Genomic DNA, 21,842 nt, shown 5'->3' with positions numbered 1-21,842 from the left:
ACTGGAGTCATTGTTATGAATGTACCCTTTAGCTATGCATCACCGACGCTGAGCGTTGAGGCGTTAAAGCATTCTATTGCCTATAAACTGATGTTTATCATCGGTAAAGATCCGGCCATCGCCAACAAGCATGAATGGCTTAACGCCACGCTGTTTGCCGTTCGCGATCGCATGGTGGAGCGCTGGCTGCGCTCCAACCGCGCGCAGCTCTCCCAGGAAGTGCGCCAGGTGTACTATCTGTCGATGGAGTTTCTGATCGGCCGCACCCTCTCGAATGCGCTGCTGTCGCTGGGCATTTATGACGATGTGAGCAGCGCGCTGGCGGAGATGGGGCTCGATCTCGAAGAGCTGATCGATGAAGAGAATGACCCCGGGCTTGGCAACGGCGGTCTGGGCCGTCTGGCGGCTTGCTTCCTTGACTCCCTGGCGGCGCTGGGTCTGCCGGGACGCGGTTACGGCATCCGCTACGACTACGGGATGTTTAAACAGAATATTGTCGATGGCCGACAAAAAGAGTCTCCTGACTACTGGCTGGAGTACGGTAACCCGTGGGAGTTTGAGCGCCACAACACCCGCTATAAAGTGCGCTTCGGCGGCCGCATTCAGCAGGAAGGAAAGAAAACCCGCTGGATTGAGACGGAGGAGATCATTGCGGAAGCCTACGACCAGATCATCCCCGGCTTTGACACCGACGCCACCAACACGCTGCGTCTGTGGAGCGCGCAGGCCAGCAGCGAAATTAACCTCGGTAAATTCAACCAGGGCGACTACTTCGCCGCGGTAGAGGATAAAAACCACTCCGAAAACGTCTCCCGCGTGCTCTATCCGGACGACTCGACCTACTCCGGCCGCGAGCTGCGCCTGCGCCAGGAGTATTTCCTCGTGTCGGCCACGGTGCAGGATATCCTGAGTCGCCATTACATGTTGCATAAGACCTATGACAACCTGGCGGACAAGATTGCCATCCACCTGAATGACACCCACCCGGTGCTGTCGATACCGGAGCTGATGCGTCTGCTTATCGACGAACATAAGTTCAGCTGGGACGAGGCGTTTGAGGTGACCTGTCAGGTCTTCTCCTATACCAACCACACCCTGATGAGCGAAGCGCTCGAGACCTGGCCGGTGGATATGCTGGGTAAAATTCTGCCGCGCCATCTGCAGATTATCTTCGAGATTAACGACTATTTCCTCAAGACTTTGCAGGAGCAGTATCCGAACGATACCGACCTCCTCAGTCGCACCTCGATTATCGACGAGTCTAACGGCCGCCGTGTGCGGATGGCCTGGCTGGCGGTAGTGGTCAGCCACAAGGTCAACGGGGTGTCCGAGCTGCATTCCCGACTGATGGTGGAGTCACTGTTTGCCGAATTCGCCAAAATCTTCCCAATGCGCTTTATCAACGTGACCAACGGTGTGACGCCGCGCCGCTGGCTGGCGCTGGCCAACCCGCCGCTGTCGAAAGTGCTGGATGAGCATATCGGCCGCACCTGGCGGACCGATCTGAGTCAGCTTGATGAGCTGAAACAGCATATCGACTACCCGATGGTCAATCAGGCGGTGCGTCAGGCCAAGTTTGAGAACAAACAGCGGCTGGCCAGCTATATTGCTCAACAGCTCAATGTGGTGGTCAATCCGAAGGCGCTGTTTGATGTGCAGATCAAACGTATCCATGAATACAAACGGCAGCTAATGAATGTGCTGCACGTCATCACCCGCTATAACCGGATCAAGGCCGATCCGCAGGCCGAGTGGGTGCCGCGGGTAAATATTTTCGCCGGTAAGGCGGCCTCGGCCTACTATATGGCCAAGCACATTATTCACCTGATCAACGATGTGGCGGCGGTGATTAATAACGATCCGCAGATTGGCGACAAGCTGAAGGTCGTCTTTATCCCCAACTACAGCGTTAGCCTGGCGCAGCTGATCATTCCGGCGGCAGACCTGTCGGAACAGATCTCCCTCGCAGGCACTGAAGCTTCCGGCACCAGTAATATGAAGTTTGCCCTTAACGGCGCGCTGACTATCGGCACCCTTGATGGGGCAAACGTGGAGATGCAGGAGCACGTGGGCGAAGAGAATATCTTTATCTTCGGCAACACCGCGGAAGAGGTGGAGGAGCTACGTCGCAGCGGCTATAAACCACGCGAATATTACGAGCAGGATGAAGAGCTCCACCAGGCGCTGACGCAGATCGGTACCGGCGTCTTCAGCCCGGCGGAACCGGGGCGCTACCGCGACCTGCTGGATTCGCTGATTAACTTTGGCGACCACTACCAGGTTCTGGCGGACTATCGTAGCTATGTGGACTGCCAGGATCGCGTCGACGAGCTGTATCAAAACCCGGAAGAGTGGGCCTATAAGGCGATGTTGAATATTGCCAACATGGGCTACTTCTCTTCTGACCGGACGATCCAGGAGTACGCGAAATATATCTGGCATATCGACCCGGTAAGGCTGTAAGCCAGTCAATGCAACACCACACAACACAACGGGGCCATTTGGCCCCGTTGTGTTGTGTGGCGAACGTTTTATTCGGAAAAGTGCCGGGGAGGATTCAGGCTATTGCGGGAATATACTATTGACGTGAATTCGCCAGCAGTACGATAAACGCTCAATAAGTTTACGTTCATAGCCTATGTGGGATGTAGAAACGACGGATACGTTTGATACCTGGTTCGAATTACAAAGTAGAGCTTTAAAAGAGGATATGTTGGCCACGATTCTCATCCTGTCTGAGTTTGCTCCGCAGCTTGGGCGCCCGTATGTTGATACGGTGAAAGATTCAACGTTTCAGAATATGAAAGAACTCCGGGTTCAGCATCATGGGCTCCCCATCCGCGCCTTTTTTGCTTTTGAGCCTCTGCGGAAAGCTATCGTTTTATGTGCGGGCGATAAGGATGGCATGAATGAGAAACGTTTTTACAAAGAGATGATTACTCTGGCTGACAGAGAATTCAGCCAACACCTGACTAAGGAGCGATAATGGCCACGCTAAAAGAACTCATGGCGAAACAGAGTCCTGATAGCCAGCAGCGTATTGCAGCGAAAGCGGCAGAGATACGCCAGTCTGTCGCTTTAAACTTGCTTCGAGAAGAGTTGCAAATGTCGCAAACAGAGATGGCTGCGGCTATGGGGGTAAAGCAGCCAACGATCGCTAAAATGGAACAGGCTGATAACGACCCTCGGCTTTCGACCCTAAAACGCTACATTGCGGCATTGGGGGGAGAACTCAGTATAAATGTCACATTGCCGACTGGAAAAAAAGTCTCGTTTAATTTGTGAACAGGTATCCGGGCCAAGCGCAAGCCATAGCCCGGGTATTTCTCTCCTGGCGCCGCGCGATGTCAGGACGCTAACGACAGTTCAGACTTTCCCGCATGCTGCGCCAGCCATTCGCTGATGCGCGCCTGCTGCTCGGCAGTCAGCCACATACCCTGTTTGGTTCGACGCCAGATGGCGTCATCCAGGCTGCGCACCCACTCGTGCTCCACCAGATATTTCAGCTCGGCTTCATAAAACTCGTGGCCGAAATCTTCCCCGAGATCGCTCAGGGCGCTGGCTTCCTTCAGGATCCACTCGCTGTTGCTCCCGTAGGTGCGGGCATAATGGCGGGCCAGTGATTCACTGATGAACGGGAAGCGACGGCGCAGTTTTGCCGCGTAGTCGTCGCGGTCGCCGCCGATATCGCCGCCGGGGAGCACCGCGGTTTTGGTCCATGCCGGGCCGATCCCTTTGTAATAGGGGGTCAGTTTTTCCAGTGCATGCTCGGCCAGTTTGCGATAGGTGGTCAGCTTGCCGCCGAAGACGGACAGCAGCGGCGCCTGACCGTTCTCATCGTGAATATCCAGGGTATAGTCGCGGGTAATGGCCTGCGGCGAATCCGACTCGTCGTCGCACAGCGGACGGACGCCGGAGTAGGTCCAGACGATATCGTCCCGGCTGAGGGTCTTTTTAAAGTGCGCGTTATAGACGTTCAGCAGATAGTTGATCTCTTTATCATCAATGGCCACCGCTTTCGGATCGCCCTTATACTCGACGTCCGTCGTGCCGATGATAGAGAACTCATCCATCCACGGAATAACAAACACTATGCGTTTATCTTCGTTCTGCAGAATATAAGCCTGTTTCTGGGTATGCACCCGCGGCACCACGATGTGGCTGCCCTTGATCAGACGGATGCCGTAAGGCGAGCGCAGATGCATCCCTTCGTCGAAGAACTGTTTGACCCATGGGCCGGTGGCATTGACCAGGCCGCGCGCCTTCCAGGTAAACTTCTCACCGCTATCAATATCTTCCGCTTCCACCACCCACAGGCCATTCTCACGTTTCGCCGAGATAGCGCGGGTGCGGGTACGCACTTCGCCGCCTTTGCGGACGACCATCTGCGCGTTGGCCAGCACCAGGCGGGCATCGTCGACCCAGCAGTCGGAATATTCGAAACCGCGCACAATTTCCGGTTTAAGTACCGATTCTGCGCCAAAACGCAACCCGGTGGATCCCGGGAGGCTGGTGCGTTTGCCCAGATGATCGTACATAAACAAGCCGATACGGATCATCCATGCCGGGCGCAGATGCGGGCGATGCGGTAGGCGAAAGCGCATCGGGAAGGCGATATGCGGGGCCATTTTTAACAGCACTTCACGCTCGGCCAGCGCTTCGCTGACCAGACGGAACTCATAGTGTTCGAGGTAGCGTAGCCCGCCGTGGATCAGTTTGGAACTGGCGCTGGAGGTGGCGCAGGCGAGATCGCGCGCTTCCAGCATCAGTACGGATAAACCACGCCCGGCGGCATCTGCCGCGATACCGGCACCGTTGATGCCTCCGCCTATCACAATCAGATCTTTGGTTTCCACGTTCTTACCCTCTCACACTTTCGTTTAAGCTCATAAATGCTCGATATCGCTCACTATAGCAAACAAACGCGCTTTTGGTAACATCAAAAAAACATTTTGAAGTGATGGGTGTAACATATTGGCGTTTCTTTACCGCCTGACGGTACACTACAGGGTAAAATTGGGCCGGCCATCGCCCGTCATGACGAGAAAGAGAAGAGAATCATGGAACAGTTTGAATGCATCAATGTTGAAGAAGCGCACCAGAAACTGCATCAGCAGACGGCGGTACTGGTCGATATCCGCGATCCGCAAAGCTATGCGATGGGTCATACGCCGGGCGCGTTTCATCTGACCAACGATACGCTGGGCGCGTTTATGCGTGACAACGACTTTGACACGGCGGTGATGGTGATGTGCTATCACGGCAACAGCAGCAAGGGCGCCGCGCAGTATCTGCTGCAGCAGGGGTTTGATAAGGTCTATAGCGTTGACGGCGGGTTCGACGCCTGGCATCGCCATTTCCCGGCGGAAGTGGCGCGCGGGACGTTTTAACGACTGGCAGGTATACTATCCCCCTTTGTGTGGAATAAGCGATTCGCTGCATGTTAATGATTACCTCTTTTGCCAACCCGCGGGTGGCCCAGGCGTTTGTCGATTATATGGCGACGCAGGGGATTATCCTGACCATCCAGCAGCATACCCAGAGCGACGTCTGGCTGGCTGATGAGAGTCAGGCCGGGCGCGTCAGGGCTGAGCTGGCGCGTTTTCTCGAAAACCCGGCGGACCCGCGCTATCTGGCGGCGAGCTGGCAGTCCGGACAGACCAATAGCGGGTTGCGCTATCAGCGCTTTCCTTTCTTTGCCACGCTGCGGCATAACGCCGGTCCGTTCACCTGGGCGATTCTGCTGATCTGCATCGCGGTGTTCATCCTGCAAAATCTGCTGGGCGATCAGCCGGTGATGATTTGGCTGGCCTGGCCCTACGATCCTTCGCTGCAGTTCGAAGCCTGGCGCTATTTCAGCCATGCTTTCATGCATTTCTCGCTGATGCATATTCTCTTCAACCTGCTATGGTGGTGGTATCTTGGCGGCGCGGTGGAAAAGCGCATCGGCAGCGGCAAGCTGGTGGTGATCACCGTCATCAGCGCTCTGCTGAGCGGCTTCGTGCAGCACCAGTTTAGCGGCCCGTGGTTTGGTGGCTTGTCGGGCGTGGTCTACGCGCTGATGGGCTACGTCTGGCTGCGGGGCGAGCGCGATCCGCAGAGCGGTATTTATCTGCAGCGCGGGTTGATACTCTTCTCTTTAGTGTGGTTAATTGCTGGCTGGTTTGACGTTTTCGGCATGGCGATCGCCAACGGCGCGCACGTGGCTGGTCTGGCGACCGGCCTGGCGATGGCGTTTGTTGATACCTTACATGGGCGAAAACGCGCATAAAGACTTACCGACAGGGGTCGGGTAGGCGACATTTTTCCAGGGATATTTCATGAAACAAACACAACGTCATGACGCCATTATCGAGCTGGTAAAAAAACAGGGTTACGTCAGCACGGAAGAGCTGGTTGAGCAGTTCGCGGTAAGCCCGCAGACCATCCGCCGCGACCTGAACGATTTAGCCGAACAGAAAATGATCCTCCGCCATCACGGCGGCGCGGCGCTGCCCTCCAGCTCGGTCAACACCTCCTGGCACGATCGCAAAGCGACCCAGACGGCGGAGAAAGAGCGTATCGCCCGGCGGGTGGCCAGCGAGATCCCGGACGGGGCGACGCTGTTTATTGATATCGGCACCACGCCGGAAGCGGTGGCGCACGCCCTGCTCGATCACAACGATCTGCGGATTGTGACCAATAACCTTAACGTCGCCAACACGCTGATGGTGAAAGAGGACTTCCGTATTATTCTCGCTGGCGGCGAACTGCGTAGCCGGGACGGCGGGATCATCGGGGAAGCCACCCTCGACTTTATCTCGCAGTTCCGCCTCGACTTCGGCATTCTCGGCATCAGCGGCGTAGACAGCGATGGCTCGCTGCTGGAGTTTGATTATCATGAAGTGCGCACCAAGCGGGCGATCATTGAGAATTCACGCCACGTGATGCTGGTGGTGGACCATACCAAGTTTGGCCGCAATGCGATGGTCAACATGGGCAGCATCAGTATGGTCGATGCGGTCTATACCGACGTGCTGCCGCCGGCCGGCGTGCTGAAGGTGATCACTGATAACAACCTTCAGCTGGAGCTGTGCTAAACGGCAACGGCGTCGTCAGACGCCGTATCCCATCATCTTAAGTAACTGCTGGGCATGCTGTACCGCGTCCTGCCGGTGGGCGACGCCCAGTTTCTGATACAGGTTGCGAATGTGGGTCTTGATGGTGGTGGCCGCCACGTCAAGCTCGCCGGCAATCTGCTCGTTGCTGTAACCGGAATAGATTAAGCCAAGCACCTGCCACTCGCGCTGGGTCAGCGGGCTGGTGCGGATAAGCTCCGGCACCTCCGGATGATTCAGCAGTCGCTCGACGAACCCTTCGTCAAAGTGGGCGAATTTGTGGCGATGATGCTGGTTGATGTCGCGCAGAATACGCTGGGCGCGATGCTGCTCCAGCTCCGGCAACGTGTTCAACTGGATCAGCTGGCGCAGCTGCTGGGCCATCGCCTCGCCTTCAATCACAAAGTGGTTGATAAAACCGGTGCGGTTGGCGAGCGTCAGGGCTTCCAGCAGGGCTTTCTGCGCTTCGCTCTTGCGTCCTGACTGCCAGTACAGCTGGTTGAGCAGCAGCAGGTTGCGGTTGAGATCGCTCATCAAACGCAGCGAACGCGCATTTTCGTTCAGCTCTTCCAGCACCATTTCCGCCGGTTCGAAGTCGCCCAGCAGGATCTGCGCCCGGGCAATGTTGCGCCACTGGCTCTGCAGGAAGTGGTTGTTGGCGAACTCCGGCTTTGGCGTCTGGCGCAGCCAGTTGGCCGCCGCGGTTTTATCACCGGTCATCTGCCAGTAGATCACTCGCACCTTATCGGCGTTGGAGACCCAGTCGCTGTGATAGTGACCATTACCGAGCAGGTTTTCCAGCCGGTTCAGGTGGCTGCGGGCATTATCCAGATCGCCGCGCGCCAGTGAGCACTGGACCATCAGCGCCAGGCACTGCAGCTGCTGCTGCGGCTGATAGGTGGATAGCACGTCCATCCCCTGGCGGGCGCAAGCTTCAGCCTCGTCGAGGCGCGCCCATGCCCACAGCAGCTGAGAACGGATGCGCAGCAGGAACTCATGCATCGGCAACTGCTCAAGATGCTGTTCGCGTACCAGCTGGAAGGCTTTCTCCTGGCTCTCCCAGGCGGCCTGCAGGAAGCCCTGGGCGAAGAGGATTTCGCTTTGCTGAATGATGCTCCACAGGGCGTAATGCCATACGTCATGACGGCGGGCCATCTGTTCGGTCTGCTGCATCACGGCGAGGGATTTGGTCAGCTTTCCCTTACAATGGAGAACTTCGCCATGCACCGATGTGGCGACGATGCGGCTGTAATAGTTGGCCAGCGGCAGCTCTTCCAGGGCCACCATTGACAGACGTTCCGCCTCGTCCTGGTCGCCATCGTTAATCGCCACCTGCGCGCGCAGCGCGTTGAAGTCGCCATGCATCGCGGTGTCCATTTCCACACTCATCTCCTGCTCGGCGCGCGCCAGCAGGGTATTGACTTCGCTGTAGCGATGCTGGCTCTGCATCAGCCAGGCCTGGAGCAGGATCAGGCGCGGATTTTCCAGCAGATTGGACCATGGCAGCGCCGCCAGCGACTGCTCCAGTAGCCCCAGCTCGCTATGGTTAAACATGCCCCAGGCATGATTGAGCAAGATATCGCGCAGCATTTTGGCATCGCCGGCCGCCAGCGCATGGTGGATGGCCTCGCTGGGGAAACCTTGCGCCATCCAGCTTTCCGCGGCGGCGCGGTGGATCTCCGGTAGTTCAACCGCCAGCTCCCACTGACAGCGCTGGCGCAGGAAGCTGCCAAACAGCGGGTGATAGCGGAACCATTCGCCGGAATCATCCATCCGCTGCAGGAACAGCCCCTGGCGTTCGATCTCCTCCAGCTGCATCTGGCCATTCTCTTCGCCGGTGACGCGCACGATTAACGCGTCGTTCATTGAGCGCAGCAGAGAACTCTTCAGCAAAAAGTTGCGCGTGCGGGCGTCAACGTTATCCAGCACTTCATCCACCAGATAATCCGACAGATGGCTGGCGTTAATCCCGGCGAGGCGGCGGGCGGAGTGTTGGGCGGAGGAGTTATTCTGGCGGGCGGAGAGGGCGATGAGTTGTAGCGCGGTGGCCCACCCGGCGACATCGTCGCACAGCCGGCTACTGTCGTCGGCTTCGATAGGCGATGTCAGACGACAGTCGAAAAATTGTTTCGCCTCCTGGTGGGTAAAGGCCAGCTGCTGACTGCCAATCTCCAGAAGCTGATCGCGGACGCGCAGATTGGCAATGCCCAGCTGCGGCAGGTTACGCGACAGGACCACCAGGGTCATATTCTCCGGCTGATGGCGCAGGAAAAAGCGCATCGCGTCATGGATCACCGGATTATTGATCAGATGGTAATCATCAATGACGAGATACAGCGGGCGCTGCCAGTCGGCAAGTTCAATAAACAGCTGCGCAAAAAGAGAGGAGAGACTGGCGTACTGGCGTTTTTGCACCATCGCTTCACTGGCCGCGCAGTGGTTGCCGGTAGCCTGCTGAATCGCCGCGATCAGATAGCTGGCAAAACGCTCCTGCTGGTTGTCGCCTTCGTCCAGCGAAAACCACCCAAGATCGTTTTTACCCGCGGCCCACTGAGAAATGAGCGTTGTCTTACCGTACCCGGCAGGACTGGTGATCAGCACGAGACGATAATTGTTCGCGCCGGAAAGTTTCGCCAGTAAGCGCTCACGAACCACAGTGTGTTCAAGGCGGACCGGACGACTTAATTTGGACGGAATCAACATAGTTCTACATTTCGCTGTGCAAGAGAGAGGTTGCGATTTTTTTTGCGCTTCGTAATTAATATCTAATAAGGTCGGTGATTATGAAATTTATTGCAAGTTATGTCCGAAGTTTATGCTCTTGAATTTGCTCTATGTCACAAATTTTGACATTGGCTGAGAATGGGAAAAAATCGCAGGCAGGACTGGTCGGCCGCGGTTTTCAGGCGGTAGCTGGCGGAGTGTGGGTGGATTTATTTTACGCTAAGAGTAGTTGTTTGTTTTTATTAAATTATTGTCAGCGATTTCTTAGAAGTAATCTTTTTTGCGGGTCAATGCGATGAAAGGTGCTTATTTCTTCAGGGGCCTCTATTTATTTTGTTAATAACGTGGCGAGGAACTGGAAGATTTTTTACACGTATTGGCCTGTAACAAATTTTTAGCTACCGGAGGTAACCTCTCAATTGTCATATCGCGGTGATTTTTACAGCATATTTTTGCCTTCTCGCCCACACTATAGTGTTCAGGATCACACTTTTCGCTCATCCCCGCCACTCCTCCCTGTCTAATCCCCGTCAGGATGAGGACGATGAATCGGGAGGTCGGCACACTAGCGCCATCGTTTTAGTAAAGGACCCGGATCTCATTATGTCACAGACTACATTTAACAAAGCTCAGTTTCAGGCTGCACTGACGCGTCAGTGGCAGCATTTTGGTTTACAGTCCGCTTCCGAGATGACACAGCGTCAATGGTGGCGCGCAGTCAGCGGAGCGTTGGCGGAACTCCTGGCGGCGCAGCCGGTAGCGAAACCGGCGCAAGGACAGCGTCACGTTAACTACATCTCAATGGAGTTTCTGATTGGTCGTCTGACCGGCAACAACCTGCTCAACCTGGGCTGGTACGAGGGCGTCAGCGACGCGCTGAAAGGCTACGATGTCAACCTCACCGATCTGCTGGAAGAAGAGACTGACCCGGCGCTGGGTAACGGTGGCCTGGGACGTCTGGCAGCCTGCTTCCTCGACTCCATGGCGACGGTGGGGCAGTCGGCGACCGGTTACGGTCTCAACTACCAGTATGGCCTGTTCCGCCAGTCATTTGACGATGGCCAGCAGATGGAAGCCCCTGACGACTGGGGGCGCAGCAGCTACCCGTGGTTCCGTCATAACGAAGCGCTGGATGTCCAGGTAGGTATCGGCGGGAAAGTCAGCAAAAACGGCGAATGGCAGCCGGCGTTCGTCATTACCGGCGAAGCCTGGGACCTGCCGGTGCTTGGCTATCGCAACAACGTCGCCCAGCCGCTGCGTCTGTGGCAGGCCAAACACGCTCATCCGTTCAACCTGACCAAATTCAACGATGGCGATTTCCTGCGCGCCGAGCAGCAGGGCATCGACGCGGAAAAACTGACCAAGGTGCTGTACCCGAACGACAACCATCAGGCCGGTAAAAAACTGCGCCTGATGCAGCAGTACTTCCAGTGCGCCTGCTCAGTGGCCGATATCCTGCGCCGTCATCATCTGGCAGGCCGCAAGCTGGCCGAACTGGCGGATTACGAAGTGATCCAGCTGAACGATACGCACCCGACCATCGCCATCCCGGAGCTGCTGCGCGTGCTGATCGACGAGCACCAGCTGAGCTGGGACGACGCCTGGGCGATCACCAGCAAAACCTTTGCTTACACCAACCACACCCTGATGCCGGAAGCGTTGGAATGCTGGGATGAGAAGCTGGTAAAAGCGCTGCTGCCGCGCCATATGCAGATCATTAAAGAGATCAACGACCGCTTTAAACAGCTGGTGGACAAAACCTGGCCGGGCGATAAGCAGGTCTGGGCGAAGCTGGCGGTGGTGCATGACAAACAGGTTCGGATGGCCAACATGTGCGTGGTGGGCGGCTTTGCTGTCAACGGCGTGGCGGCGCTGCACTCGGATCTGGTGGTAAAAGATCTGTTCCCGGAATATAACCAGCTGTGGCCGAACAAATTCCATAACGTGACCAACGGCATCACGCCGCGCCGCTGGATCAAGCAGTGCAACCCGGCGCTGGCCTCGCTGCTGGATGAGACGCTGAAAAAAGAGTGGGCCAATGACCTCGACCAGCTGATCAACCTGGAAAAATATGCTGACGATGCGGCGTTCCGTCAGACTTATCGCGATATCAAGCAGGCCAACAAAGTTCATCTGGCTGAGTTTGTGAAGCAGCGTACCGGGATTGAGATCAACCCGCAGGCGATCTTCGATATCCAGATCAAACGTCTGCACGAGTATAAGCGTCAGCACCTTAACCTGCTGCATATCCTTGCGCTGTACAAAGAGATCCGCGAAAACCCGCAGTCCGACCGCGTACCGCGCGTCTTCTTGTTCGGCGCGAAAGCGGCGCCGGGCTACTATCTGGCGAAAAACATTATTTTTGCCATCAATAAGGTAGCGGAGGCGATCAACAACGACCCGAAAGTCGGCGATAAGCTGAAGGTGGTCTTCCTGCCGGACTATTGTGTATCGGCAGCAGAAAAACTGATCCCGGCGGCGGATATCTCCGAGCAGATCTCCACCGCGGGTAAAGAAGCCTCTGGCACCGGCAACATGAAGCTGGCGCTGAACGGCGCGCTGACCGTCGGGACGCTGGATGGCGCTAACGTGGAAATCGCTGAGCAGGTGGGCGAGGAGAACATCTTTATCTTCGGCCACACGGTTGAAGAGGTGAAAGCCCTGAAAGCGAAAGGCTACGATCCGCTGAAATGGCGTAAAAAAGACAAGCTGCTCGATGCGGTGCTTAAGGAGCTGGAGAATGGCACCTACAGCAACGGCGACAAGCATGCCTTCGATCAGATGCTGCACAGCCTGCTGCAGGGCGGCGATCCGTACCTGGTGCTGGCCGATTTCGAAGCCTACGTAGCGGCGCAAAAACGGGTAGATGAGCTGTATCGCGACGAGGAGGCCTGGACCCGTGCGGCTATCCTCAACACCGCGCGCTGCGGCATGTTCAGCTCCGACCGCTCGATCCGCGATTATCAGCAACGTATCTGGCAGGCGAAACGCTAAAGGAAGGCCTATGGAGAGTAAACGCCTCGATAATGCCGCGCTGGCGGCGGGCATCAGCCCCAGCTATATCAACGCGCACGGCAAGCCGCAGTCTATCGCGGCTGTCACCAAACAGCGCCTGCTGGATGCGATGCATCGCTCTACCGCCGCCACGAAAGTGGCGGTTAACCCGCTGCCGAACGTGAAAATTTTCACTCACGGCAAAAAAATGTCGCTGCCGGTGGCAGGACGCGGTGAGTATCAGTGGATCCTGACTACTGAGGACGGTAAGCAGTATCAAGGGAAAACCCGCGGCGGCGAGACGCTGCCGCTGCCGGCCAAACTGCCGGAGGGGTACCACTCCCTGACCCTCACCCAGGAGGGGGAGCGCTGGCACTGCCGAACTATCGTCGCGCCAGCGCGCTGCTATGAGCCGCAGCCGCTGAAAGAGGGGAAAAAGCTGTGGGGCACCTGCGTGCAGCTGTATACCCTGCGCTCAGAGAAAAACTGGGGGATCGGCGATTTTGGCGATCTGCGGGCCATGCTGCCGGAAATCGCCCGCCGCGGCGGGTCGTTTATTGGCCTTAACCCGATTCATGCCCTCTATCCGGCGAACCCGGAGAGCGCCAGCCCCTATAGCCCGTCTTCACGTCGCTGGCTGAACGTTATTTATATCGACGTCAACGCGGTTGAAGATTTCCAGCGTAGCGAAGAGGCGCAGGCGTGGTGGCAGTCTCCGGCAACGCAGCAGGCACTGCAGGTGGCGCGGGAAACGGACGATGTGGATTATACCGCCGTCACTACGCTGAAAATGACCGCGCTGCGTATGGCATGGAAACAATTCTCTCGTCGTGAAGATGAGCAGATGACAGCGTTCCGCGAGTTTGTTCTGCGCGAAGGGGAAAGCCTCTACTGGCAGGCGGCTTTCGATGCGCTGCACGCCTGGCAGGTACAACAGGACCCGCTGCGCTGGGGCTGGCCGGCCTGGCCGAAGGCCTTTCAGGATATCGACAGCCCGGAGGTGAAAGCCTTCTGCGTCGAGCATGAGGATGACGTCAGTTTCTATCTCTGGCTGCAGTGGCTGGCCTGGAGTCAGTTTGCCGCCTGCTGGGAAACCAGCCAGCGTGACGGCATGCCGATCGGCCTCTACCGCGACCTGGCGGTGGGCGTCGCCGAGGGCGGGTCGGAAACCTGGTGCGATCGTGAACTGTACTGCCTGAAAGCATCCGTAGGCGCGCCGCCGGATATTCTGGGCCCGCTGGGCCAGAACTGGGGCCTGCCGCCGATGGATCCGCATATCATTGCCGCCCGCGCCTATGAGCCGTTTATCGACCTGCTGCGCGCTAATATGCAGAACTGCGGCGCGCTGCGCATCGATCACGTGATGTCTGTGCTGCGTCTGTGGTGGATCCCGTATGGTGAAACCGCCGATCATGGCGCTTACGTTCAGTATCCGGTCGACGATCTGCTGTCGCTTCTGGCGCTGGAAAGCCAGCGTCATCGCTGCATGGTGATCGGTGAAGATCTGGGCACGGTACCGGTGGAGATCGTCAGCAAGTTACGCAACAGCGGCGTCTATTCTTATAAGGTGCTCTATTTTGAGAGTGATGCAGAGAAAACGTTCCGCGCGCCGGCGCTGTACCCGGAGCAATCAATGGCTGTGGCGACGACGCACGACCTGCCCACTCTTCGCGGCTACTGGGAAAGCGGCGATCTGACGTTAGGTAAAGCGCTGGGCCTCTATCCTGATGAGGTGGTGCTGCGCGGACTGTACCAGGACCGCGAGCTGGCGAAGCAAGGGCTGCTGGACGCGCTGCATAAGTACGGCTGTCTGCCCAAGCGCGCCGGCCATAAGGCCTCGCTGATGAGCATGACGGGGATCCTCAACCGGGGGATGCAGCGTTATATTGCCGACAGCAACAGCGCCCTGCTGGGCCTGCAGCCGGAAGACTGGCTGGAGATGGCGACGCCGGTTAACATTCCGGGCACCAGCACCGAGTACCCGAACTGGCGCCGGAAGCTGTCCGTCACCCTGGAGCAGATGTTTGCCGATGAACGGGTCAATAAGCTGATTAAGGATCTGGATAAACGGCGCAAGGCGGCGAGCAAGAAAGCCGCCTCCTGATAACTTCCTGCCGCGCGCTCCTCTGCGCGGCGAAGAGCATGTCCGATAAAAAAGGCCGGCCCGCTTCACGCGGACCGGCCTTTTTCTGTGGCGGGAGTGACCTTACACCACCATCCCCAGCAGCAGACAGCCCACCAGGCCGCAGACTGAGATAATGGTTTCCAGCACCGACCAGGACTTGATGGTCTCGCCGATGGTCAGGTTAAAGTACTCTTTGAACAGCCAGAAGCCCGGATCGTTAACATGGGAGAAGATAACGCTGCCGGAGCCAACGGCGATAACCATCAGCTCCGGGCTGACGCCGGTGGTGGCGATCAGCGGCGCGGCGATCCCGCCCGCGGTGATGGCGGCCACGGTCGCCGAACCCAGCGCGATACGCAGCACCGCGGCGATAGACCACGCCATAAACAGCGGAGACATGTTCGATTCGTGCATGATAGAGGCGATGTATTTATCCATGCCGCTATCCACCAGCACCTGCTTGAAGGCGCCGCCGCCGCCGATGATCAACAGCATCATGGCGATGATTTTAATCGAAGAGGTCAGGGTATCGTTGATCTGCTCCATGGAGCGGCCGCGGTTCAAACCGAAGGTGAACAGGGCAATCAGTACCGCAATCAGGGTGGCCATCACCGGGTCGCCGAAGAACTCGGCAATTGGCAGGAAGGCGTGGCCTTTCGGCAGGATCATCTCAGCCACGGCGCGCATCGCCATCAGGATCACCGGAACCAGCGAGGTCCAGACGCTGACGCCAAAGCCTGGCATCTCTTCTTCAGTGAACACTTTCGGGTTATGCAGGCCTTCCGGGATCGGCTTATCTATCCCTTTCAGGAAGCGCGCAAACACCGGTCCCGCCAGGATAACCGTCGGGATAGCCAGAATGGTGCCGTAGAGCAGCGTTTTGCCCATATCGGCATGGAAGATGGTGGCGATCGCGGTCGGACCCGGATGCGGCGGCAGGAAGCCGTGGGTGACGGAGAGCGCGGCTGCCATCGGTACGCCGACGTACAGCAACGGAATACGGGCCGAGGCGGCGATGGTGAACACCAGCGGCAGCATCAGCACGAAGCCCACTTCATAGAACAGGGCGAAGCCAACGGTGAAGCCGGTCAGGACCACCGCCCACTGAATATGCTTCTTACCGAACTTATTGATAAGCGTGGTGGCGATACGCTGGGCGCCGCCGCAGTCTGCCAGCAGCTTACCGAGCATAGCGCCGAAGCCCATGATCAGCGCGAGGCTGCCAAGGGTGCCGCCAACGCCGTTTTTGATGGAGACGATCACTTTATCCAGTGGCATACCCTGCATTAATCCGACGGCGAGCGCCACCAGAACCAGCGCAATGAAGCCGTTCATTTTGAAACGGATCATTAACAGCAACAACAGGGCAACCCCGATAGCAACGATGACTAATGGCATGATTTACCTGGCCTTAATTTGTTATGGGTAACGTCAAAGTTCGAACCTGTAGAGCATCCGCTCCGTCAGGGAGCAAAATAGTCTGGCGCCGTAAACGCTTGCATTATCCTTACCCAGAGAAAGGATAGCTGGCTATTTTTTTGCCGGTGGCGCCTGAAATGGATGATACGGGTAACATGTGAGGGTTGAGAATCACCTGACGGGGGAAAATGTTAAATATGAGACTTAAGTCATACTCTTTCCCCGGTTTTTGCCGGTCATTTAGCGGGAGATGTTGCGCGGTAACACAGAAAGGGCCAGGGAGGACCGGCGGCAGGGTGCCGCCGGAGGAAGGGCTTAGTAGTAGGAGTGCTCGCCGCGCTGATGCTCGGTCAGATCGCGAACCCCTTTCAGCTCCGGAAACTCGTTCAGCAGCTGTTTTTCAATACCTTCTTTCAGGGTCACGTCGACCATCGAGCAGCCGTTGCATCCGCCGCCGAACTGCAGGATAGCCAGACCGTCGTCGGTGATCTCCATCAGCGATACGCGGCCGCCGTGGCCCGCCAGCTGCGGGTTAATCTGCGACTGCAGCAGGTACTCGACGCGCTCCATCAGCGGGGCATCGTCAGAGACTTTGCGCATTTTGGCGTTCGGCGCTTTCAGCGTCAGCTGCGAGCCGAGCTGGTCAGTGACGAAATCAATTTCAGCGTCTTCCAGATAGGGCGCGCTGAGCTCATCGACATAGGCGGTCAGCTGTTCAAATTTCAGCGCCGTGTCGGTGTCTTCCACCGCATCCGGTGGGCAGTAGGATACGCCGCACTCAGCGTTTGGGGTGCCGGGATTAATCACAAATACGCGAATTTGCGTCCCTTCTTCCTGATTTGCCAGCAGTTTGGCAAAGTGCGCTTGTGCAGCATCGGAAATACGGATCATAGCGTTGGCCTAATAGTTGACTATTTTACTGGGTTATAATACGCCCATCAGCGGGGGTCTACAAGGTACGGCACAAACACCATACCTGAACCGTCGCGGCGCCGTTTCGCAAAAGCAGGCGGGATATCTCGGCGACGGTGCTGCCGGTCGTGACGACATCATCCACCAGAGCGATATGGAGTCCCTGCACGGCAAATTCAAGCTGAAAGGCATTTTTCAGGTTCTGCCTGCGCTGGCGGGCATTGAGCGAATGTTGGACGGCGCCGGCTCGCTGGCGAGTCAGGCCTTCGCGATGCCAGACGCATCCTCGCCAGCGGGCTAACGGTCGGCACAGTTCGTCGCACTGATTATAACCCCGGCGCCAGCGACGGCGATGCCATAGCGGCACGCCGACCAGAGCGTCTACTGGCGGCAAATCGTCACGCTGCAGAAGGCGCTGCAGCAGCAGACGCGCGAGGGCGGCCCCCAGCTCCGGGCGATGGTGAAACTTCAGCTGCTGCACCAGACCGCTCAGCGGCGGGCGATAGTCATTGACCGCCACCAGCCGATGCCAGGGAGGCGGCTTTTGCAGGCAGCGGCCGCAGGGGTGACGGGATGCCGCCGCCGGCAGGCCGCACTGCGGGCAGAGCGGGGGACAGGCGAGCAGGGCGCGGCTGCAGCGGGAGCAGATCCCCCAGCGGGCGACTGCCAGCGGCATTTGGCATAGCCAGCATAAGCTGTGTGCTGTTAGCATATTTGGCCTTCTGTCCAGTAAAAAGAGAACGGTAACGGATGAACGACATCTGGTGGCAAACAATCGGCGAAGGAGATTGTCATCTTGTGCTGCTGCACGGCTGGGGGCTGAACGCTCAGGTATGGGATTGCATCACGCCGCAGCTGGCTTCGCATTTTACCCTCCACCTGGTGGATCTGCCGGGCTATGGCCGCAGCGGCGGGTTTGGGGCGATGTCGCTGGAGGCGATGGCGCAGCGGGTGCTGGAGCAGGCCCCTCCACAGGCGGTGTGGCTGGGCTGGAGCCTGGGCGGGCTGGTGGCCAGCCAGGTCGCGATTATGCGTCCGGAACGCGTGCAGGCGCTGGTGACGGTTGCCTCTTCCCCCTGTTTCGCGGCTCGTGACGACTGGCCCGGCATCAAGCCCGAGGTGCTGGCCGGATTTCAGCAGCAGCTGAGCGACGATTTCCAGCGCACCGTCGAGCGATTCCTCGCCCTGCAAACCATGGGCACAGAGAGCGCGCGTCAGGATGCGCGGGCGTTAAAGCAGGCGGTGCTCTCGCTGCCGATGCCTTCCGCCGAGGCGCTGAATGGCGGACTGGAGATCCTCAGAACCGTCGATCTGCGTCAGGCGCTGGTCAGGCTGCCGATGCCGTTTCTGCGGCTGTATGGCCGGCTGGATGGACTGGTGCCGCGCAAGATCGTCCCGTTGCTGGATGACCTGTGGCCGGAAAGCGAGTCAATCCTCTTCGATAAGGCCGCGCATGCGCCGTTTGTTTCCCATCCCGCGGCCTTCTGCGAGCCGCTGCTGGCGCTGAAGAGGCGGCTGGGGTAATTTTTTTTGCCGCGCCATGGTAAAAGGGCCATTCCTAGCAATACTTAGGTTGTTACGGTGGTTGATTATTTCAATCCGCCACCGTGACCTACAATAACAACCTTATGGAGAGTAGAGGCTATGAAACTTGTTACAGGAATGGTTGCATCTCTGGTGATAGGCACCCTCTCTTTCGGCGCATTCGCCGCGAAAGAGATCCAAAAAGAAGACGTGGCGAAGATGAATCTGACCAAGGTCGGTAGCATTACGACCTCCAGGACGACGTCGCCGATGGATGCCCGCCGCGATCTGTCGAAAAAAGCCGATGAGCTGGGTGGGAAATACTTTGTGGTGATTGCCGGGCAGAAAAACGAAAAAACCGTACACGCGAACGCTGACGTTTATAAATAATCCAGTCATAAGAAAACGGGCCTGCTGGCCCGTTTTTCATAGCTGTCTTACTCGTTTTACCTCGTTGCGCGACCAGGCCTGACTCCTTTCATCGCAGCGCCCACCACTCCTGCCGGCACGCCGCTTTCCCTTCAGGGCAACTTTTACAGCTGCCGGAGAGGCAGCCCTCGCTCGTTTCGCTGATCCGGACCACCTTACCCATGGCTTCCATTCGCTCAAGCATGGCGTCAATCAGCGGCTGAGGCGTCTGCAGGCGAGCACTGAGCTGTTTCGCCTCCATGCGGCCCTGCAGGGCCAGCATATCGCGGACTTCCATTAACGACGCCACAGTCCCTCCTTAGTGGCAATCGCCAGCCGGGCTGGAACAGCAGGAGGCCGGCGTTTTTCGCGTGGCCAGCAGCGAGACGTCCACCCGGCTGCGCGCCCGGCGCAACAGGCCGAAGAGCACCACGTTGAACAACACTACCGCCAGGATACATACCAGACTGTAGCGCGGGTGATCGCTAAAGCTAACGGTCTGGTAATAGAGCGTCGAGAGCGAATAGGCGATATTCAGCCCCCACAGGATGGAGAAGGTCATCCAGCCGCGGCTTGATTCGCGGGCGATGGCGCCCATCACCGAGATGCAGGGAATATAGAGCAGGACGAAGATCAGGTAGCTGTATGCCGCCGCCGCGCTGCCAAATTTACTGCCCATCACCCCCATGGCGCCGGTGGCCATTTCGCCATCGCCTTTGCTGGCTTCGATGGGGTTGGCCAGGACGCTGAGGCTGAAGGTGTCTTTCAGTCCCTGCCATGTCTCATCGACGGCGGCGAGCAGTTCTTCGCCGAGACTGAAGGTCTGCGGATTGAATTCCTCATTCTGGATATCTTCGGCGGTATAGAGGGTGTTCAGCGTACCCACTACCACCTCTTTCGCCATCGCGCCGGTAAACAGGCCGACGGTGGCCTGCCAGTTATCTTCATGCACGCCGATCGGTTTAAACACCGGCGTAATGACCCGGCTCACCGAGGCCAGCGCGGAGTCGTTGATGTTGTCGACGACCTTACCGCTCAGTGAGAAGCTGTTCAGCGCGCTGAGGAAGATGCTGACGATGACGATCACCTTCCCGGCGCGCAGCACAAAGCCTTTCAGGCGCTGCCAGGTCTGGATAATCAGGCTCTTGATATGCGGGACGTGGTACACCGGCAGCTCCATCACGAACGGCGAGGCTTCGCCGCGCATAATGGTGTGCTTCAGCATCAGGCCGGTGAGGATGGCCATCACAATGCCCAGCACATAGAGCGAGAAGACCGCCAGCGCGCCGTTCTGCCCAAAGAAGGCGGCCGCGAAGACGGCGAAGATCGCCAGCCGCGCGCCGCAGGACATAAACGGCGCCATCATAATGGTCATCAGACGCTCGCGCGGCGCGTCAAGGGTACGGGCGCCCATCACCGACGGCACGTTGCAGCCAAAACCGACAATCAGCGGGACGAAGGATTTCCCCGGCAGGCCGAGGGCTTGCATCAGGCGATCCATCACAAAGGCGGCGCGCGCCATGTAGCCGGAGTCCTCAAGGAAGGAGAGAAACAGATACATCATGCCGATCTGCGGCACCAGCGGCAGCACGGTGTTGATACCCCCGCCGATCCCCTGGGCGAGGAACACGGTCAGCCAGTCCGGGAAGTGCAGGGTGTAACCCAGCCATTGAATGCCATGCACAAAGATCGCGACCGAGCCGGCATCGAAAATCGGCTGCAGCGCGCCGCCGATGTTGATCGCCAGCAGGAACATCAAGTACATGACAAAGAGAAAAATCGGCAACCCGAGGAAGCGGTTGAGGATCACTTTGTCCATCGCGGCGGTGAAGCGGCTTGGTTCGGCGGTCAGGGTATTGCTGACGGCGTCGCAAATGGCGGCGATGGTCTGATAGCGCGCGTCAGCGATGTGCAGCGCCGGGTCGTCGATCTCGTCGCTGAGATTCGCCAGGGCGATATCCAGTTTATCGGCGGCGTCGCCGGCATAGGCCCGGCTGTAGATATCGCCCTCCAGCATCTGCAGACCCAGCCAGCGCCGCTGCCGGGGCGGGATCTGCGCTGACATCTGCTGCGCCAGCAGGTCAGCTTCGCGCAGCAGCGGCTGCGGATAGTGGACCAGCGCAAGATCGCTGTTCGCCTGATGACGGTCGAGGGCGATCTTCAGCGCTTCGATCCCCCGTCCGCGAGTCGATACCAGCGGAATGACCGGGCAACCGAGACGGGCGGCGAGGGCGTCGATATCGATCCGCACCTGCTGCTTTTCGGCGATATCCAGCATGTTCAGCGCGACGACGCAGGGGATCCCCAGCTCGAGCAGCTGCAGCGTCAGATAGAGGTTGCGCTCGAGGTTGGAGGCATCGACCACGTTAATCAGCATGTCGGCGTCGCCGCTCAGGATGTAGTGGCAGGCAATCTGCTCGTCCAGCGAGGTCTGCGAGGAGATGGTGGTCAGGGAGTAGGTTCCCGGGAGGTCGACCAGCGTGACCTGGTGGTCAGTGGTGGCGAAAATCCCCTCTTTACGCTCAACGGTCACCCCAGCCCAGTTGCCCACGCGCTGGCGAGCGCCGGTCAGCTGATTAAATAAGGTGGTCTTGCCGGAATTAGGATTACCAATTAAACCAACGGTTAATTTTTGCATA

At 57.9% G+C, this 21,842-nt stretch carries 17 protein-coding genes; 10 read left to right on the top strand and 7 right to left on the bottom strand.

The window, feature by feature from the left end; genetic code table 11:
* Positions 1-15: 15 nt before the first annotated feature.
* The 3 genes from glgP to KHQ26_RS06410 all read left to right on the top strand — a co-directional run bounded on the left by glgP (position 16) and on the right by KHQ26_RS06410 (position 3,285).
* Positions 16-2,463: a glycogen phosphorylase gene (gene glgP, locus KHQ26_RS06420; protein ID WP_002920561.1), complete on the top strand. Its 2,448-nt coding sequence runs from the start codon at positions 16-18 to the stop codon at positions 2,461-2,463.
* Between the two features lie 175 nt (positions 2,464-2,638).
* Positions 2,639-2,986 carry a type II toxin-antitoxin system RelE/ParE family toxin gene (locus KHQ26_RS06415; protein ID WP_032410616.1) on the top strand — a complete coding sequence of 116 codons (348 nt, stop codon included), beginning with the start codon at positions 2,639-2,641 and terminating at the stop codon, positions 2,984-2,986.
* Positions 2,986-3,285 (top strand): helix-turn-helix domain-containing protein, encoded by a 300-nt coding sequence (locus KHQ26_RS06410; RefSeq protein WP_002920557.1) that lies wholly within the window; start codon positions 2,986-2,988, stop codon positions 3,283-3,285. The genes KHQ26_RS06415 and KHQ26_RS06410 overlap by 1 nt, the downstream gene beginning before the upstream one ends.
* 62 nt (positions 3,286-3,347) lie before the next feature.
* Here the strand turns inward: KHQ26_RS06410 and glpD are convergent, their stop codons facing one another.
* Positions 3,348-4,856 carry a glycerol-3-phosphate dehydrogenase gene (glpD, locus tag KHQ26_RS06405; protein ID WP_002920554.1) on the bottom strand — a complete coding sequence of 503 codons (1,509 nt, stop codon included), beginning with the start codon at positions 4,854-4,856 and terminating at the stop codon, positions 3,348-3,350.
* A gap of 204 nt (positions 4,857-5,060) precedes the next feature.
* Here glpD and glpE point away from each other — a divergent pair, with 204 nt between their 5' ends.
* Genes glpE through KHQ26_RS06390 form a run of 3 tightly spaced genes read left to right on the top strand, consistent with a single transcriptional unit; the run spans position 5,061 to position 7,079 of the window.
* Positions 5,061-5,390, top strand: a complete 330-nt coding sequence (glpE, locus tag KHQ26_RS06400) for a thiosulfate sulfurtransferase GlpE (RefSeq protein WP_002920552.1) — start codon at positions 5,061-5,063, stop codon at positions 5,388-5,390.
* 50 nt (positions 5,391-5,440) lie between these two features.
* Entirely contained in the window at positions 5,441-6,271 is an 831-nt protein-coding gene (glpG, locus tag KHQ26_RS06395) for a rhomboid family intramembrane serine protease GlpG (protein ID WP_004151408.1), read from the top strand.
* Between the two features lie 49 nt (positions 6,272-6,320).
* The gene (locus tag KHQ26_RS06390; RefSeq protein WP_002920548.1) at positions 6,321-7,079 is read left to right on the top strand and encodes a DeoR/GlpR family transcriptional regulator; all 759 of its coding nucleotides are present in this window, start codon (positions 6,321-6,323) and stop codon (positions 7,077-7,079) included.
* A 15-nt stretch (positions 7,080-7,094) separates the two neighbouring features.
* Here KHQ26_RS06390 and malT read toward each other — a convergent pair whose 3' ends face one another.
* Entirely contained in the window at positions 7,095-9,800 is a 2,706-nt protein-coding gene (gene malT / locus KHQ26_RS06385; RefSeq protein WP_002920545.1) for an HTH-type transcriptional regulator MalT, read from the bottom strand.
* Positions 9,801-10,424: 624 nt separating this feature from the next.
* On the opposite strand from malT, the gene malP reads away from it, so the two are divergent.
* The gene (gene malP / locus KHQ26_RS06380; protein WP_004151407.1) at positions 10,425-12,815 is read left to right on the top strand and encodes a maltodextrin phosphorylase; all 2,391 of its coding nucleotides are present in this window, start codon (positions 10,425-10,427) and stop codon (positions 12,813-12,815) included.
* Positions 12,816-12,825: 10 nt separating this feature from the next.
* The gene (gene malQ, locus KHQ26_RS06375) at positions 12,826-14,919 is read left to right on the top strand and encodes a 4-alpha-glucanotransferase (RefSeq protein ID WP_004174020.1); all 2,094 of its coding nucleotides are present in this window, start codon (positions 12,826-12,828) and stop codon (positions 14,917-14,919) included.
* A 102-nt stretch (positions 14,920-15,021) separates the two neighbouring features.
* Here malQ and gntT read toward each other — a convergent pair whose 3' ends face one another.
* The 3 genes from gntT to gntX form a co-directional block, all read right to left on the bottom strand.
* Positions 15,022-16,338 carry a gluconate transporter gene (gene gntT, locus KHQ26_RS06370; RefSeq protein WP_002920542.1) on the bottom strand — a complete coding sequence of 439 codons (1,317 nt, stop codon included), beginning with the start codon at positions 16,336-16,338 and terminating at the stop codon, positions 15,022-15,024.
* 336 nt (positions 16,339-16,674) lie between these two features.
* A complete protein-coding gene (gene nfuA / locus KHQ26_RS06365; protein WP_002920540.1) occupies positions 16,675-17,250 on the bottom strand; it encodes a Fe-S biogenesis protein NfuA in 576 nt (191 codons plus the stop codon).
* A gap of 58 nt (positions 17,251-17,308) precedes the next feature.
* Positions 17,309-17,983 carry a DNA utilization protein GntX gene (gene gntX, locus KHQ26_RS06360; RefSeq protein ID WP_004160062.1) on the bottom strand — a complete coding sequence of 225 codons (675 nt, stop codon included), beginning with the start codon at positions 17,981-17,983 and terminating at the stop codon, positions 17,309-17,311.
* A 38-nt stretch (positions 17,984-18,021) separates the two neighbouring features.
* On the opposite strand from gntX, the gene bioH reads away from it, so the two are divergent.
* Together bioH and KHQ26_RS06350 are read left to right on the top strand one after the other, a co-directional pair.
* Entirely contained in the window at positions 18,022-18,795 is a 774-nt protein-coding gene (gene bioH / locus KHQ26_RS06355) for a pimeloyl-ACP methyl ester esterase BioH (protein WP_004181461.1), read from the top strand.
* Between the two features lie 120 nt (positions 18,796-18,915).
* Positions 18,916-19,185, top strand: coding sequence for a YdgH/BhsA/McbA-like domain containing protein (locus tag KHQ26_RS06350; protein ID WP_002920510.1), 270 nt, complete (start codon positions 18,916-18,918; stop codon positions 19,183-19,185).
* Between the two features lie 88 nt (positions 19,186-19,273).
* Here KHQ26_RS06350 and feoC read toward each other — a convergent pair whose 3' ends face one another.
* Together feoC and feoB are read right to left on the bottom strand one after the other, a co-directional pair.
* Positions 19,274-19,513, bottom strand: coding sequence for a [Fe-S]-dependent transcriptional repressor FeoC (gene feoC / locus KHQ26_RS06345; RefSeq protein WP_002920509.1), 240 nt, complete (start codon positions 19,511-19,513; stop codon positions 19,274-19,276).
* 9 nt (positions 19,514-19,522) lie between these two features.
* Complete coding sequence (gene feoB, locus KHQ26_RS06340; RefSeq protein WP_020804866.1) at positions 19,523-21,841, bottom strand: Fe(2+) transporter permease subunit FeoB; 2,319 nt, start codon at positions 21,839-21,841, stop codon at positions 19,523-19,525.
* Position 21,842: the final 1 nt, after the last annotated feature.

The sequence above is a fragment of the Klebsiella sp. 10 genome, from assembly GCF_018223925.1.
GTDB classification, from domain to species: Bacteria; Pseudomonadota; Gammaproteobacteria; order Enterobacterales; family Enterobacteriaceae; genus Klebsiella; species Klebsiella pneumoniae.
Note: the sequence above shows the minus strand (reverse complement) of the source record. Positions and strands in the feature narration are given on the sequence as shown.